We start from the raw sequence: 15,342 nt of genomic DNA, 5'->3' as shown, positions 1-15,342 counted from the left end.
GTTTACTTGGCACTCTAAAAGAGGAGCGATCAGATTTCTTATGTCTACGAATGCTAAAAGTGTGGTAATTCTCGCTGCGGGTAAAGGTACCCGGATGTACTCCGCACTGCCGAAGGTATTGCATCACCTGGCAGGCAAACCGATGGTTCAGCATGTGATTGATACTGCCCTTTCACTGGGCGCACAGAATGTGCATCTGGTTTACGGACACGGCGGTGATTTATTACAGAATACGCTGTCGGATCAGAATCTGAACTGGGTTTTACAGGCAGAACAACTGGGAACCGGGCATGCGATGCAGCAGGCTGCACCTCACTTTGCCGATGACGAAGATATCCTGATGCTGTACGGCGATGTTCCGCTGATCGCGGCTGAAACCCTGGAACGCCTGATGGCGGTCAAACCGGAAGGCGGCATTGGTCTGCTGACGGTGATTCTGGATAACCCGGCGGGTTACGGTCGCATCATCCGCGAAAACGGTCAGGTGACCGGGATTATCGAACAGAAAGATGCCTCTGAAGAGCAGCGGAAAATCAACGAAATTAATACCGGTATTCTGGTTGCCAACGGTGGCGATCTCAAACGCTGGTTAGCAAAACTGAACAACAATAATGCGCAGGGTGAATTTTATATCACCGATATTATTGCCATTGCGCATCAGGAAGGGCGTCGTATTGAGACCGCTCATCCGGAAAAACTGAGTGAAATGGAAGGGGTGAATAACCGTCTTCAGCTCGCGGCGCTGGAGCGTATTTATCAGCGTGAACAGGCTGATCGCCTGTTACTCGAAGGCGTGATGATTCTGGATCCTGCGCGTTTTGACCTGCGCGGCACTCTGACACACGGTAAAGATGTCATCATTGACGTGAATGTTATTATCGAAGGCAATGTGACTCTCGGTAATAATGTGGTGATTGGTGCCGGTTGTGTGCTGAAAGATTGCGTTATCGGTGACGGCTCGGTGCTCAGCCCGTATACCGTGGCGGAATCATCTGAAATGGCACGCGACTGTACTGTCGGGCCGTTTGCCCGTCTGCGTCCGGGCTCTGTGCTGGCGGATAAAGCCCATGTCGGCAACTTTGTTGAAATGAAGAAAGCGACACTGGGGATCGGCTCCAAAGCCGGACATCTCAGCTACCTGGGGGATGCGGAGATCGGTAACGATGTGAATATCGGTGCCGGAACCATCACCTGTAATTATGATGGCGCAAACAAATTCAAAACCGTGATCGGCGATGAGGTTTTTGTCGGCTCTGATACCCAGTTGGTGGCACCGGTCACTATCGGGAAAGGTGCGACTGTCGGTGCCGGTACAACCGTAACAAAAGATGTGGGTGATAATGAACTGGTGATAAGCCGGGTCAGACAAACCCAGATTGCCGGCTGGAAACGCCCGGTAAAAATGAAAAAGTAAATACAATAATAACCCCATATCTACACAGCCCGGGGACACGGCAACGCCGTAAAGACAATCAGGCAGGACATCGTTAAATCAGGAATGTACAACTATGTGTGGAATTGTTGGTGCAGTAGCACAACGTGATATCGCTGAAATTCTGTTAGAAGGGCTTCGTCGTCTGGAATACCGCGGATATGACTCTGCCGGTATGGCGGTTGTGGACAGCGAAGGGCATCTGACCCGTCTGCGTGAAGTCGGCAAAGTGAAAATGCTGGCGGAAGAAGCAGAAAAAACGCAGGTTTCCGGTGGCACCGGTATCGCGCACACACGCTGGGCAACGCATGGCGAACCGCTGGAACGTAATGCGCACCCGCATGTTTCCGGGACTATCGCCGTTGTTCATAACGGTATTATTGAAAACTACAGTGAATTGCGGGAATTACTGAAAGGCCGCGGCTATCAGTTCACTTCCGATACGGACACTGAAGTTATCGCTCATCTGGTAAATCATGAGCTTTCTCAGGGCGGTACACTGCGTGAAGCTGTGCAGCGCGCTATTCCGCAGCTGCGCGGTGCTTACGGTACAGTAATTATGGATTCCCGTACGCCGGAACTGCTGGTTGCTGCCCGCTCAGGCAGCCCGCTGGTGGTCGGTCTGGGTGTCGGTGAAAACTTCCTCGCCTCTGATCAGCTGGCGCTGCTGCCGGTTACCCGCCGCTTTATCTACCTGGAAGAAGGGGATATCGTTGAAATCACCCGCCGTCATGTTCATATTTTTGACCGCAATGGTGATGAGACTGAGCGTGATGTGATTGAATCCAACGTTCAGTATGATGCCGGTGATAAAGGTATTTACCGTCATTATATGCAGAAAGAGATCTATGAGCAGCCGCTGGCCATCAAAAACACGATGGAAGGGCGTCTGCGTAATGAAACGGTCGAATTCAGTGAGCTGGGCGAAAAAGCCCGTGATGTGCTGTCCGGTATTGAGCATATCCAGATTGTTGCCTGCGGTACCTCATTCAATGCCGGGATGGTCTCCCGTTACTGGTTTGAAGCACTGGCGGGTATTCCGTGTGATGTGGAAATCGCCTCTGAATTCCGTTACCGCAAACCGGCCTGCCGTAAGAACAGCCTGCTGATCACCATTTCACAGTCCGGTGAAACTGCAGATACCCTGGCGGCACTGCGTCTGGGCAAAGAATTAGGTTATCTGACTTCGCTGGCTATCTGTAACGTTGCCGGTTCATCACTGGTGCGTGAATCTGATTTTGCCGTGATGACCAAAGCCGGAACCGAAATCGGTGTCGCTTCCACCAAGGCATTTACCACTCAGCTGACTGTTCTGCTGATGCTGGTGGCTTACCTCGGCCGCCTGAAAGGCAAAGGTGAGGCGCTGGAGCACAGCATTGTGACTGCATTGCATGCGCTGCCGAGCCGTATCGAGAGCATGCTGTCTCAGGATAAAGTCATTGAGCAGCTGGCGGAAGATTTCTCTGACAAGAGCCACGCTCTGTTCCTGGGACGCGGGGATCAGTTCCCGATCGCCGTGGAAGGCGCGCTGAAACTCAAAGAGATTTCGTATATCCATGCGGAAGCGTATGCCGCCGGTGAATTAAAACACGGTCCGCTGGCACTGATTGATGCGGATATGCCGGTCATCATTGTGGCACCGAATAACGAACTGCTGGAAAAACTGAAATCCAACATTGAAGAGGTTCGCGCCCGTGGTGGTCTGCTGTATGTCTTCGCCGATAAAGACGCCGGTTTCAGCGACAGCGAAAATATGAAAATTATTCCGCTGCCGTATGCGGAAGAGCTTATTGCTCCAATCTTCTACACCATTCCGTTACAACTGCTCTCTTATCACGTTGCCTTAATTAAAGGTACTGATGTGGATCAGCCGCGTAACCTGGCGAAATCAGTGACGGTTGAGTAAGCTGAGCCTGATTTAGTTTCAGATAATTAATTAGTAAAGCCCGGCGCGCATCACTGTGATGCACGCCGGGCTTTTTCTATCCCGCCATTCTCATCCTTAAGAAAAACAACATCATTATTTGACTAATAATTATATTTATAAATTAAATGTGATTAGGTTCACTTACTTATCAGTAATAGAATTTGAATTTATTTCTTTAATAACCAATTATATAGAAAGCCAAAATAAAAAATAAATTAAGATTCAGGCACTAAAAATATCGCAAAATACTAATGCTGGAGTAAGTTATGCTTAAAAATATCAGTATAAGAACCGTCATCATCGTCTTTCTCATCTGTAATTTCACTACAATTAATATTATCTTTCTCTTGTCTCTGCCCGCACTGATTAAATTAGTCATGCTTAATATTGTGTGTGTTTTTACGTTCATCTGCTCATGGTTTTATATTACGACGTATCTGGTGAAGCCGATCAATGCCGTGAAAAACAGTATTGATGAGGTCAATGCCGGTAACTTATCGGTGCGGATCCCGGTTTTTGGTAATAACTGTGCCGGACGCCTGATCCCCGGGGTGAATCAGCTGGCGGAAAGCCTTTCTCTGCTGGTCAGTGAGATCCGCAGTTCATCAGATTCCGCATCGGTGTTATCTGAACAGCTGGCAATGCGCAGTTTTGAGTTATCTGCCAAGACGGAGCAGCAATCAGCCATGCTGGTGGAAACGGCATCCAATATGGAGGAGATTGCCGTCGGGACTAAAAATAATGCGGAGAATACGGTGCTGGTCAGTGAGCATGCGCAGGAAGCAACGGAGTTTGCCGGACATGGCGGTAAACTGATGGAGGAAGTGGCTGCGAATATGCATTCTATTAATGAGTGTACTAATAAGATGACTGAAATCATCACCCTGATTGATTCCATTGCCTTCCAGACCAACATTCTGGCACTGAATGCTGCCGTGGAGGCTGCCCGTGCCGGTGAGCACGGCAGAGGGTTTACCGTGGTTGCCGGTGAGGTCAGAAATCTGGCTCACCGCAGTTCAGAATCTGCCAAAAATATTAAATCCCTGATTTCCGTGACAACCGATAATGTTAAACGGGGTGAGGATATTGTTCACCGCGCTGAAGTGAATATGAATAAGATTGTTGAGGGTGCGGAGCGGGTAAACGGCCTGATGGCGCAGATCTCTGTTTCCACGCAGCAGCAGCAGCAGGGTATTGAGCAGATAGCAACAGCCCTTTCCGAGCTGGAACAGGCAACTCAGGGCAGTGTGATGATCGCCGATGAGCTTGCCGGTTCTTCTGATGCGCTTAAGGCTCAGGTTGCGGATTTACAGTCACGGACACGGGATTTCCGCCTGACGGATCACACCGCTGTTCAGACACACAGCAAACCGGCATTAAACAACGGTAAACGGGTCGCGCGGTTTGCCGCATCAGCTCAGGCATGATTACCGAAAACCTGAATTGCCTGCTGTAATCGCGAGGAGCGCCGCGTCAGTTCAGAGGTGGCACCGGTGACATTATTGACCATTTCAGTATTGTTGCCGGTCATGGTGCCGATACGGGCGACAGATTCATTGATGAGCTCCAGCGCCTGAGTCTGCTCTTTGGTGGCAAGGCCGATCTCATTGATCATGGATGACATTTTCAGCACATCGGTGACCATCTCCCCGAGCTGGGTTTCAGTCTGCTCTGCCATTGTCACGCCGGTGCGGACATTGGCTGCATTTTTTTCAATCAGGCTTTTTATTTCTTTGGCGGCAGCAGCGGAATGCAGTGCCAGGTTGCGCACTTCTGCAGCCACAACAGAAAAGCCCCGTCCGGCATCCCCTGCACGGGCAGCCTCCACTGAAGCATTCAGCGCCAGAATATTAGTCTGAAAGGCAATACGGTCAATCACGCCTATGATATCAACGATCTGATTATTATCCGCAGAAATGGTATGCATCATATCGATGGTTTTCTGCATGGTTTCGTTGCTTTGTGTTGCACTGTTACTCGCATTACCGGCGATATTCATCGTCAGATAAACACTTTCGGCGGTCTGCTGTACCGCGCTGCTGATTTCCTCTATGGCGACAGCGGTTTGCTGCAGATGGGCGGATGCCTCTTCTGAGCGGGTATGTAACGCGGTGGTTTCCTGTGAAACCCGCAGGTTGATAGCGCGGATCCCGGCAACCTGCGTGCTGACATCATCCACCAGCGAGTTCAGATTAAGTCCTGACTGATTCACCAGGCGCATCAGCAGCCCGATTTCATCCACTCTGTCCATGTGTACCGGATCCGGTTTCCGCCCGGAAACGACTTTTTTCATCTGTGACAGCAGTAATTTAACCGGCTGAGAGATCTGTGACTTGAGATACACCGACAGCAGAAGAAATAAAGCCGCCACACCACCCGCCTGAATAAACGGGTTTAATGGTGAAAATACCAGCGCCAGGGTTAATAACATGACAGTTAATAAGGAATAATTAATCCGCTGCCCGACCGGCAGCCATTTCAGTAATGATAAAAATGCCAGTTTCCCTTTGCGGATAATAATGCCCTTAAAAAGACGGTATCCGTTTAATTTATTATTCTTTAACCTGCTGTAAAGAGAGGCGCTTTTTTTTATTTCATCACGGGTTGGTACGGTCCGGACAGAAATATAGCCGGTTAATTTTTTATCGTGCCATACCGGGGTGACATTTGCCCGCACCCAGTAATGATCGCCGTTACGGCAGCGGTTTCTGATAATACCTGTCCAGCTGTCACCCTGTTGCAGGGTATACCACATATCAGCAAAAGCAGCAGGGGGCATATCCGGGTGGCGGATAATATTATGAGGCTGCCCGGTTAATTGCCCTTCCTCAAACCCGCTTGCGGTAATAAATGCAGAGTTTGCATAGGTTATATGGCTCTGAGTGTCAGTGGTTGACATTAATATTGCATTATCGTTAAGTAAGTATTCATGCTGTGTGACAGGCATGTTGTTTTTCATGATAACCCCGGGTGATATAAAATAATGAACAAATAGTCTTCCGCACTGTTAAAAGACAGTACAGAATGGTTGTTTTATTTTTTGGCTAATATATTCGCAATTGACCGGGAAATATAGATTTTTTTATTTTTAAAAATTATTTTTTGTCATGGAAATGAAACAATTTAAGCGTTCTTTAATTGTTAAATTAATATTATGCTTATTCTGGTTTGTTGATGTGACAACCTTTTTTATGTTATTCGTTTTTTATCCCGGATAGGGATTTTAAATTTAAATAAATCTGAGTTTCGGGATTTTTAAATCATTACTTAACCGTAATTTTCAGTGAAGACAATAACGGTGTTTTTAAGGTAAAAATGTACCAGGTTATCTGGCCGGATGATCAGGAATGTGGCGCAGCGTCATTTCGGCGATATTCAGCGATTCCGGAAGGGCGATACGGTAAGTGCAGAACACTTTTCTCAGGTTCATGTCCACAACGATGGTGTCGAGCTGTAAATTTTTCGGGATGGAAAACCCGAGACCGGAGCTGATAAACACAAACAGGTTCTCCACCGGAACATAAAACAGCACATGCTGGCGTTCAATTTCAGTGGCGGAGACCAGACCGAACAGTTTCAGCGGCAGTTTATTACCGGCTTTAAGATGCGGAATTTGCAGTGTCGGGTGGGCACCGCACCAGTAATTGAGGTTATCCGGTGTCTGCGGCGGGAGTGATGATACCGGGTCATAATGACCGGCATACTCTGCCCGTTCCTGCCAGGTCCGGCCGAAAAAGCCGAAACCGTCCGGACGGAGTATCTGACTGATATGCTCTGCCGGGATATCAGGGGATTCTATCTGATGTGCCGGTAGTTGTGTTTTATCACACTGCGCCAGAAATTCCGCCGGATACCAGCCCATACCAATCGGGTTTGCCGGAGAGGTAAAAACGCGGTTACCGGTGCTGTATGTCCCGCCGGAGGCATATTCATAACGGATATCAAGATAACGGATAGGTTCAGATTTTGTCAGAAACCACTCGTTATCCTCTTTTATCCAGTAACGGGGGCCGAATATGCGCAGGACTTTCTGATATTTTCCGATCTGAATACCGACATCAAAAACCGGTACCGGATTATTCTCCGGTACAAATGCGGTGGCGTTAATAACAATATCGGTTTTCGGTTTATAAGGGGCTAAATCACTTTCATATTCAATACTGGTATCAACCATTTCACTGTAACTGATATCCGTATAATTCAGCATGGATTGTTCCGGGGATATCACCAGCTGACTCTGACCATCACGGTTATTTATCCGGATATCATACGTAATACGTGACGCAACAATATGAAATGTATCATTTTGCTGATTGTCGCTGTCAAAATTCAGTGCCGGAAAAATAGTATGATTGACAAAATTCATAACATTAGCCTTTATAACAGATAAAAAATCACAACAATACGTAATTTCCCTCAGGCTGATGTAATACAGGGCAGATAGAATAATCTCCTATGTATAAACACGGTATTTTTACGAATTCAGCCGGTTTTTAATACCGATTAATGTAACCTTTTTCCGGGAAAATAATATAAGAGTTAGCCGATATTCTTTTTATTATTTACGGGGTTTGGAGAGCAAGGAACAGTAAGCAAAGTTCAGTAGTCTTTTTATATAGTTATTGTTTTATTTATCAATAAATTATGTATCCTCACTGAACGTTCTCAGTTCCCCCTTACTGATGGATTTCGTAAAATAGCTATTATTCCGGAAATATTCGATGGTTTCCGTCCATGCTTTGGATAACGAATCAGCTACTGCCTTCCTGCATTCCGCTGCGGCATATAGGCTTTGGAAGCTTTCGTAATTCGAGATGAATTTTGATTTGTCCTTTTTTCGCTTTCGCGGAGATGCACGCAATTGCAGATTCAGCCTGGGCTCACACTGGTTGGCGACCCAGAGAACCTCATGAATTGAGTGACCTCCGTCGTAATTCAGAAACATGGTGATACCAAGCAATGCTGATTGCGGATCAATGTGTTTGCCCTCGTCCCGCAAGTGCGCAATGATGCCCAGCATAATATTTGTTGAACCGGAAACACCGTTCGCATAAGGAATACCATGTAATAGCGCTTGTTGTACCGGCATGGGAATATTGGCGGTTCGCGGACGAGTCTGCAAGGAGGGCCGGTTAGTCGTCGTCATCCACACTTCACTGACGGCTGCTGGTTGATGACGGAGTGTAATACCTGCCGTAGGTACAGGTATGACACTGTTATGATTATTCACCCTGATCCGACCGTTATTTTTGTGTATATGTGTCGAATAATTTTTATTCGTTTTGCATATCCAGTCCATGTTGATACCTGACTTCTTTAACGCATTGAATACTTTAACTGAAAGATAAGGTATAGCGATACACTGCTGTCCGTTTTCTACGTTGCTCCGCAAAAGTTTTTGGAGAAGCATATCGGAACCCGGCCATGTTGACCGGGCAAGCATATCGATACTATCTACTTTTCCAAACCAGAAGCGGGCATCATTCGCTACCTGCTTTTGCAGATAACGGATGACATTCTGCCGGATACGCAGAGGTAAACCAGCCACCAGGTCTGCTACACCGCCTCCTATTTTTTGCATGTTCGACAAAATATCTTCCGGTGGATTATCTACCAGGTTCGCGATCCAGCGAGACTCAAACACTCGTCCATAAATGTTATCGTGCAAGCGGGTCAGCGGGATACCCTGCACGGAAGCCGGTAGTTGACCAAGCAGGCTTTTCGATTTAGAAGCTGAATCGCTCCCGGGTCTGCAGGCAGCAACATCGGCCAGTTCTGAAAGCCCGTTACTGCGTAGTACATCGCTGTCACGTTGCAATGCATTTGTTGTAGCTTTAATCGTCAGGTTATGTTCCATCCACCGGGTTTGCTGCCCTTTGAGCAACCCCGTTATTAAGCTTCTGGCGGATTCGTCTGTTGTTGTGGTCATTGCTTCCTGCAACATGCTGATCCAATGTATGGTCACTTCTGTCGGTGTCCGGCAAATTTCGTCCCGTGACGCCATTGATGGCCCTAGTGCACGATATTTACTTTTTAACTCGTTTTCGAATGCGGATGTTGACATTCTCCGCAGATCAGCTGCCGTCACACCGGAATTCCCGCACAGCTCTTTGAGATAAGGTTTGAAAGCCGGGCACGTATTGATATAGTTAGTTGCGTTGGTTTCGCGCTCGCGTAACGCCGGCGTTGCTGTGACTTTGTCCTTTTTTTCCAGATAGAGAGCGCTTCCCGTCATGGTCGTTCGCATGAGCAGGACATCTGTATCTGACACGTTTCTGGTGAGCAAACAGCAAAGCCCGGCGACGGAGGGGGGTTCATCAGATAACCCATTGTGAGCTTCAACCTCGCGATGACTGATTACTTCAAGAGTGGTCCGTTGCACCACCGGATCTGGCATGATGGGCTCAATTGCCTGCTTGCTGAGGGCTAACTGTTGCTGGTTTGCACCAATGCAGGTAAGTATTGTATGGGCTGTTAAGCCATTGATGACCCGCCCCGGTTTACAGTGAAGTCCAAGCAGGAGACGCGCAGACTCAGCCTCGTATTCGCCAAGTCCGTCACGGATTGCATTGATGAACGCGGCGTTGGCTTCCTCGTTGTGATGCAATTCGTGCCTGGAAAACGCGCAATGCCGGAAGATCGGGATCCCCGCCAGATACGAGAGAATCTTTCCGCCGATGGAATAGGGCGTTGCAATAACACCTGATTCATTCAGCTGCTTTGATGATGTTGTGCTCAGCCGGACTGAAGGGCTGGCAGGAATAGACGAGAGTAAAGCAGTCATATCAATTCACAGCCTTTTCGTGTCAATTTTTTCACTGAACCGGCATACGGAATCACGTGCCCGTCTGATCTGCCCGGAGAACTGTTCCATTGCGGCGATGAGTTCCTCTGCAGTCCCGGCATGAGACCACCGTTGTAATATCAGCGATCTTGTCGTTTCCTCAACGGAGATTACGGGGAAATCTGACTTAACTGCGTTGAGGTTGGATATCAGGCAAGCCGCAAGCAGCCGTTCTGAAGTTTCATCCGGAAGCGAATCCACAAATCCGGTCAGTACGAAACCCTCACGTACCTCTTCAACCAGGACAACGGTCTCCCCAAACGTAAAAGTAAGACAACCTTCGTCAAAAGTCAGCCCTTCGAAGCCGGGCCGTGATCCCAACTCCGGGGCTATTTGGTGTAAGCGGGAGTCTGTTATTTTCTGATGCATGGTGATCCGGAATAGCTAACTATGTAAAAAGTATATTTTCCTGACGAAACCTTAGATTTCGGTAAGCAGCCGGGAATTAACTCAGTCTCCTCTTATTAATAGACCGAATACCAAACATAAACTATAAGATGAAAACCTGAGAGCTTAGATAACTGGTTGTGAAGCGACTCCGGGTAACGATACTGCAGGCAGTAAATAAGTGTTTATCAGGCAGAAAAATTGAGACAGGCCGCTCCCCGGGCGCCGCCGGAATCGCCGTAACGGGCTTTATGAATAGCAGGCAGTGAGGCAACACCGTAGAGGTACTGCGGCAGGTATTCCGGCAGCAGGCGGTAAATCTCCTCAAATTGTGATAATCCGCCGCCGATCACCAGTAAATCAGGATCAAAGACACTCAGTACATTCCCCAGATAGTGTGCGAGCAGCGACATATACCGCTCAACGTGCAATTTTGCATTATGCTCACCATCGTAGTAACGGGTGATAATATCAACCGCACTGAGTTTTTCACCGTAAAATGCCGTGAAAATCCGCTCAAATCCCGGGCCGGAAAGATAGGTTTCAAAACAGCCGGTTTTTCCGCAGCCGCAGAGGGTCTCCGGAACCTGATGGCCGAGAAGTTTATCCCCTTCCAGTGTCATATTGATGTGGCCGATTTCACCGGCAATCCCGTTTTTCCCCGGTAACACGGTGCCGTTAATCACAAAGCCGCCGCCGACACCGGTGCCGAGGATCAGTCCCAGTACTGTCGGGTAGTGGCGGAATGCCGGATCCCAGGCTTCGGAGAGTGCAAAGCAGTTGGCGTCATTTTCAATTTTTACCGGGCGCTGCAGTATCGTTTCCAGATCACGGCGCAGCGGCTGATACTGTGCGGCGGGCACATTGGTGGTAAATACCGTTCCTTTTTCATGATTCACAATACCGGGAACGCCGATGCCGATTTTTCCTTTGCATCCGAGTTCGGTATCCGCCTGTTCTGTCAGCTGCCGGAATGCCTCAAGCAGCGCGGCGTAGCTCTCTTTCGGTGTTGCGATACGCTTTTGCCAGACCGGTTCCAGTGCTTCATTAAAAACGGCAAGCTCAATTTTTGTCCCGCCCATATCAAAACCGTAATACATGATGATTCCGCCCTGTTCTGATCACTGTTGTGTTATCCCCAGCATAAAGCACCGGCGGCCGGATGAGAACCCGCTGCCTGATATAAGTCCGGCTTCTGAACAGCGGGGGATCATCAATAAATTCACTTGCACCGTTATTCATATTTTGTCAGGTTAAGTGTATTGCAAACGCAGTTCAGATGAGAATAAAAGGAAACATCACGATGAAAAATGTGGGATTTGCCGGCTGGCGCGGGATGGTGGGGTCGGTGCTGATGCAGCGCATGACAGAAGAGCGGGATTTTGACGGGATCCGTCCGGTATTTTTCTCAACCTCGCAGAGCGGCGGGGAAGCGCCGTCATTCGGCGGGCACCGCAGTACGTTACAGGATGCATTTGATATTGACGCACTGCGCTCACTCGACATTATTATCAGCTGTCAGGGCGGCGATTACACCAATGACGTCTATCCGAAGCTGCGTCAGAGCGGCTGGGATGGTTACTGGATTGATGCGGCATCAGCACTGCGGATGAATGATGACGCTATCATTATTCTCGACCCGGTGAACGGTAAGCATATAGAAGAAGGGCTGAACCGCGGGATTAAAACATTTGTCGGCGGTAACTGTACGGTCAGCCTGATGCTGATGTCACTGGGCGGCCTGTTTGAGGCGGATCTGGTGGAGTGGGCTTCTGTGGCGACCTACCAGGCGGCATCCGGTGCCGGCGCGCGCCATATGCGTGAGCTGCTGGTACAGATGGGGGCACTGAACGCCCATGTGGTGAAAGAGTTACAGGACCCGGCTTCCGCGATTCTGGATATTGAACGCAAAGTCACTGAGTTTACCCGCAGCGGGGCATTACCGGCAGAACAGTTCGGCGTACCGCTGGCCGGGAGCCTGATCCCGTGGATTGATAAGCAGCTGGATAACGGCCAGAGCCGTGAAGAATGGAAAGGGCAGGCAGAAACCAACAAAATCCTGTCCCGTGGCCAGAATATTATTCCGGTGGATGGCCTGTGTGTCCGTATCGGCGCACTGCGCTGCCACAGCCAGGCATTTACCCTGAAACTGAAGAAAGATCTGCCGGTTGCGGAGATTGAGTCTCTGCTGGCTGCCCATAATGAGTGGGTGCGTGTGGTGCCGAATGATCGCGATATTACCGTGCGTGAACTGACCCCGGCGGCGGTTACCGGCACACTGAAAACACCGGTCGGGCGTATCCGTAAACTGAATATGGGGCCGGATTATATCTCAGCATTCACGGTGGGTGACCAGCTTCTGTGGGGGGCTGCAGAGCCGTTACGCAGAATGCTGAATATTTTATTAAAATAATAATAATAATCTGATATTTAGTGTAAATTCAGACTCATGTGTTGGTTTTTTCACATGAGTCATTTTTTTTATTTGTGTTTTGCTTTTTTTGCAGTATCAGCATCTTCTTACTGACTAAACCGGTTAAACAACAGTCTGAATGTGTTTTTTACGGTTGAAAAACAGATATCAGACCTATATTGCCGGGATTATAGTTACATTCCGTTTATTGTTTGTTATTTGCACAAAATGTGCCGGTAACACTTTATTCCTCTCCCTTTTTTATTTTCCTGTTAAAACTGTACATATAATGTGTTGTACATTTCCGGTACCGTTTTATAGCGTTTATTTATTCTTTATGAAAACTAAAATCCGGGTTACCAGCCAAACAACCTGGCATCGTGTTTATATTCAGCGGTATGTTTTAAATGACCGGCTATATCTGTATCTTTCCTGCTTTTTTGTCTGTGATTCCCGATTTTGTAAAAGTAGCTTGATTCGGGTAGGAAAAAAAGACACCAATCTATGATCATCCTTATTACACTATTTTTCCGGTCATTCATTCTTTTTTTATTAATTTTATTCTGTGACGTGTTTATATAAAGATGTATTAATTTCACAAAAACGTAACGTAATAAATAAATGTTTCTTTTGTGTTAATCCTGATTTTTAATCAGTTCTATTTATTTATTACTATCGAAAAAAGACGAATAACATAAGAAATTGTAAATATTAACTCATTTTACAGATTTGAAAATTGTGTATTTCATAAGCTAATATACATAAGTTACTTCACTGAACGCACGGTTTTAAGCGGGTGTTTCTCTGTGTTCCCGCCATTATCCGCGAGCAGGATAACAATAGAGTTAATTAATTTTAACTATCAATAAGTGATCTGAGAAGGAGGTTTTATGTCTCTTCATGCGGTGAAAGGTAAAAATAGTTCAGAATTTATTGATATTTACGCATCAACGGACTCGGATGCAAAACTCCCTAAATACAAAATGCCGGAAGACAGCAGTGACCCGCGGATTATTTACAGTGTGGTCCGCGATGAATTACTGCTGGATGGTAACTCACGTCAGAATCTGGCGACATTTTGTACAACCTGGGTTGAGGATGAAGTCAAACAGCTGATGACAGACAGTGTCGATAAAAACATGATCGACAAAGACGAATATCCGCAAACCGCTGAAATTGAAAGCCGCTGCGTGCATATTATTGCTGACCTGTGGAATTCCCCGCAGGCACAGGAAACCATCGGCTGCTCTACCACCGGCTCCAGTGAGGCAGCAATGCTCGGCGGGCTGGCAATGAAATGGCGCTGGCGTAAAAACCGCGAAAAACAGGGGAAAGAGACCGGTAAACCGAACCTGGTAACCGGCCCGGTACAGGTGTGCTGGGAAAAATTTGCCCGCTATTTTGATGTTGAACTGCGTCAGATCCCGCTGGAAGGTGATGCCCTCGGTATGCAGCCGTCTGATCTGCGCAAATATTGCGATGAAAACACCATCGGCGTGGTGGCAACACTGGGGGTGACGTTTACCGGGATTTATGAGCCGGTGGCGGAACTGGCAAAAGAACTGGATGCAATACAACGGGATACCGGTCTTGATATTCCGCTGCATGTTGACGGTGCCAGCGGCGGGTTTATCGCGCCGTTTATCCAGCCGGAACTGGTGTGGGATTTCCGGATTGAGCGGGTGAAATCCATTAACAGCTCCGGACACAAATACGGCCTGTCACCGCTGGGTGTCGGCTGGGTGGTCTGGCGCAGCAAAGAAGACCTGCCGGAAGAGCTGGTTTTCAATGTCGATTATCTCGGCGGCAATATGCCGACATTTGCACTGAATTTTTCCCGTCCCGGCGGGCAAATCATTGCACAGTATTATAACTTCCTGCGTCTGGGACGAGCCGGTTATACCAAAATTCAGCAGGCGTGTGCAGATACTGCGCAATGGCTTGCGGATGAACTGAATAAGCTGGGGGTTTTCGACCTGGTGTATGACGGCCGCGGCGCACTGCCGGCGGTGGCTTACAAGCTGAAACCTGGCGTAACACAGTTTAATCTGTACGATCTTTCCGACCGCATCCGCACACGCGGCTGGCTGATAGCCTCGTATCCGCTTCCTGCGGACAGAGAGAAAACTGTTGTTCAGCGTATTATGGTCCGCCACGGTGTCAGCCGTGACCTGGCCGCACTGCTGCTGGATGATATCAAGCGGGCTATCGATCACTTCAGGCAAAATCCGGTGGTGAACTCCACGGCTAAAGCAACCTTCCATCACGGTTAATTAACAACGACCTCCGGCTGGCATCCGCAGCCGGAGGCTCTCACTCATTATCCTCCGGGGTGCTTT

General features: G+C 48.2%; 10 protein-coding genes. 5 read left to right on the top strand and 5 right to left on the bottom strand.

Annotated features, from left to right (window positions below):
* The first annotated feature begins 40 nt into the window (after positions 1-40).
* From glmU to U868_RS23660, 3 genes are all read left to right on the top strand, one after another.
* The gene (glmU, locus tag U868_RS0113145) at positions 41-1,414 is read left to right on the top strand and encodes a bifunctional UDP-N-acetylglucosamine diphosphorylase/glucosamine-1-phosphate N-acetyltransferase GlmU (RefSeq protein ID WP_025153700.1); all 1,374 of its coding nucleotides are present in this window, start codon (positions 41-43) and stop codon (positions 1,412-1,414) included.
* A gap of 94 nt (positions 1,415-1,508) precedes the next feature.
* Positions 1,509-3,338, top strand: coding sequence for a glutamine--fructose-6-phosphate transaminase (isomerizing) (gene glmS / locus U868_RS0113140; RefSeq protein ID WP_025153699.1), 1,830 nt, complete (start codon positions 1,509-1,511; stop codon positions 3,336-3,338).
* A gap of 287 nt (positions 3,339-3,625) precedes the next feature.
* On the top strand, positions 3,626-4,786 hold the full coding sequence (locus tag U868_RS23660) for a methyl-accepting chemotaxis protein (protein WP_025153698.1): 1,161 nt from the start codon (positions 3,626-3,628) through the stop codon (positions 4,784-4,786).
* Here U868_RS23660 and U868_RS0113130 read toward each other — a convergent pair.
* The 5 genes from U868_RS0113130 to nagK form a co-directional block, all read right to left on the bottom strand.
* Positions 4,777-6,318 (bottom strand): methyl-accepting chemotaxis protein, encoded by a 1,542-nt coding sequence (locus tag U868_RS0113130; RefSeq protein ID WP_025153697.1) that lies wholly within the window; start codon positions 6,316-6,318, stop codon positions 4,777-4,779. The two genes, U868_RS23660 and U868_RS0113130, sit on opposite strands and share 10 nt — an antisense overlap.
* Before the next feature lie 366 nt (positions 6,319-6,684).
* Entirely contained in the window at positions 6,685-7,725 is a 1,041-nt protein-coding gene (locus U868_RS0113125) for a DUF2169 family type VI secretion system accessory protein (RefSeq protein WP_025153696.1), read from the bottom strand.
* Between the two features lie 276 nt (positions 7,726-8,001).
* Entirely contained in the window at positions 8,002-10,143 is a 2,142-nt protein-coding gene (locus U868_RS0113120) for a hypothetical protein (RefSeq protein ID WP_025153695.1), read from the bottom strand.
* A gap of 6 nt (positions 10,144-10,149) precedes the next feature.
* Positions 10,150-10,572 carry a type III secretion system chaperone gene (locus U868_RS0113115; RefSeq protein WP_025153694.1) on the bottom strand — a complete coding sequence of 141 codons (423 nt, stop codon included), beginning with the start codon at positions 10,570-10,572 and terminating at the stop codon, positions 10,150-10,152.
* Between the two features lie 206 nt (positions 10,573-10,778).
* Positions 10,779-11,690, bottom strand: a complete 912-nt coding sequence (gene nagK, locus U868_RS0113110; RefSeq protein WP_025153693.1) for an N-acetylglucosamine kinase — start codon at positions 11,688-11,690, stop codon at positions 10,779-10,781.
* Between the two features lie 203 nt (positions 11,691-11,893).
* Here nagK and asd point away from each other — a divergent pair, with 203 nt between their 5' ends.
* Positions 11,894-13,003 carry an aspartate-semialdehyde dehydrogenase gene (asd, locus tag U868_RS0113100; protein WP_025153692.1) on the top strand — a complete coding sequence of 370 codons (1,110 nt, stop codon included), beginning with the start codon at positions 11,894-11,896 and terminating at the stop codon, positions 13,001-13,003.
* A gap of 890 nt (positions 13,004-13,893) precedes the next feature.
* Entirely contained in the window at positions 13,894-15,276 is a 1,383-nt protein-coding gene (locus U868_RS0113095) for a glutamate decarboxylase (RefSeq protein ID WP_025153691.1), read from the top strand.
* The last annotated feature ends 66 nt before the right edge of the window (positions 15,277-15,342 follow it).

Source organism: Morganella morganii H1r (assembly GCF_000633515.1).
Classification (GTDB): domain Bacteria; phylum Pseudomonadota; class Gammaproteobacteria; order Enterobacterales; family Enterobacteriaceae; genus Morganella; species Morganella morganii_B.
This window is presented reverse-complemented; position numbering and strand designations above follow the sequence as displayed.

What these genes read in the sequence shown, in the direction of transcription:
- U868_RS23660 (WP_025153698.1), top strand. Translation starts at nt 3,626, where the DNA reads ATGCTTAAAAATATCAGTATAAGAACCGTCATCATCGTCTTTCTCATC.
- nagK (WP_025153693.1), bottom strand. Translation starts at nt 11,690, where the DNA reads ATGTATTACGGTTTTGATATGGGCGGGACAAAAATTGAGCTTGCCGTT.
- glmS (WP_025153699.1), top strand. Translation starts at nt 1,509, where the DNA reads ATGTGTGGAATTGTTGGTGCAGTAGCACAACGTGATATCGCTGAAATT.
- U868_RS0113115 (WP_025153694.1), bottom strand. Translation starts at nt 10,572, where the DNA reads ATGCATCAGAAAATAACAGACTCCCGCTTACACCAAATAGCCCCGGAG.
- asd (WP_025153692.1), top strand. Translation starts at nt 11,894, where the DNA reads ATGAAAAATGTGGGATTTGCCGGCTGGCGCGGGATGGTGGGGTCGGTG.
- glmU (WP_025153700.1), top strand. Translation starts at nt 41, where the DNA reads ATGTCTACGAATGCTAAAAGTGTGGTAATTCTCGCTGCGGGTAAAGGT.
- U868_RS0113125 (WP_025153696.1), bottom strand. Translation starts at nt 7,725, where the DNA reads ATGAATTTTGTCAATCATACTATTTTTCCGGCACTGAATTTTGACAGC.
- U868_RS0113130 (WP_025153697.1), bottom strand. Translation starts at nt 6,318, where the DNA reads ATGAAAAACAACATGCCTGTCACACAGCATGAATACTTACTTAACGAT.
- U868_RS0113095 (WP_025153691.1), top strand. Translation starts at nt 13,894, where the DNA reads ATGTCTCTTCATGCGGTGAAAGGTAAAAATAGTTCAGAATTTATTGAT.
- U868_RS0113120 (WP_025153695.1), bottom strand. Translation starts at nt 10,143, where the DNA reads ATGACTGCTTTACTCTCGTCTATTCCTGCCAGCCCTTCAGTCCGGCTG.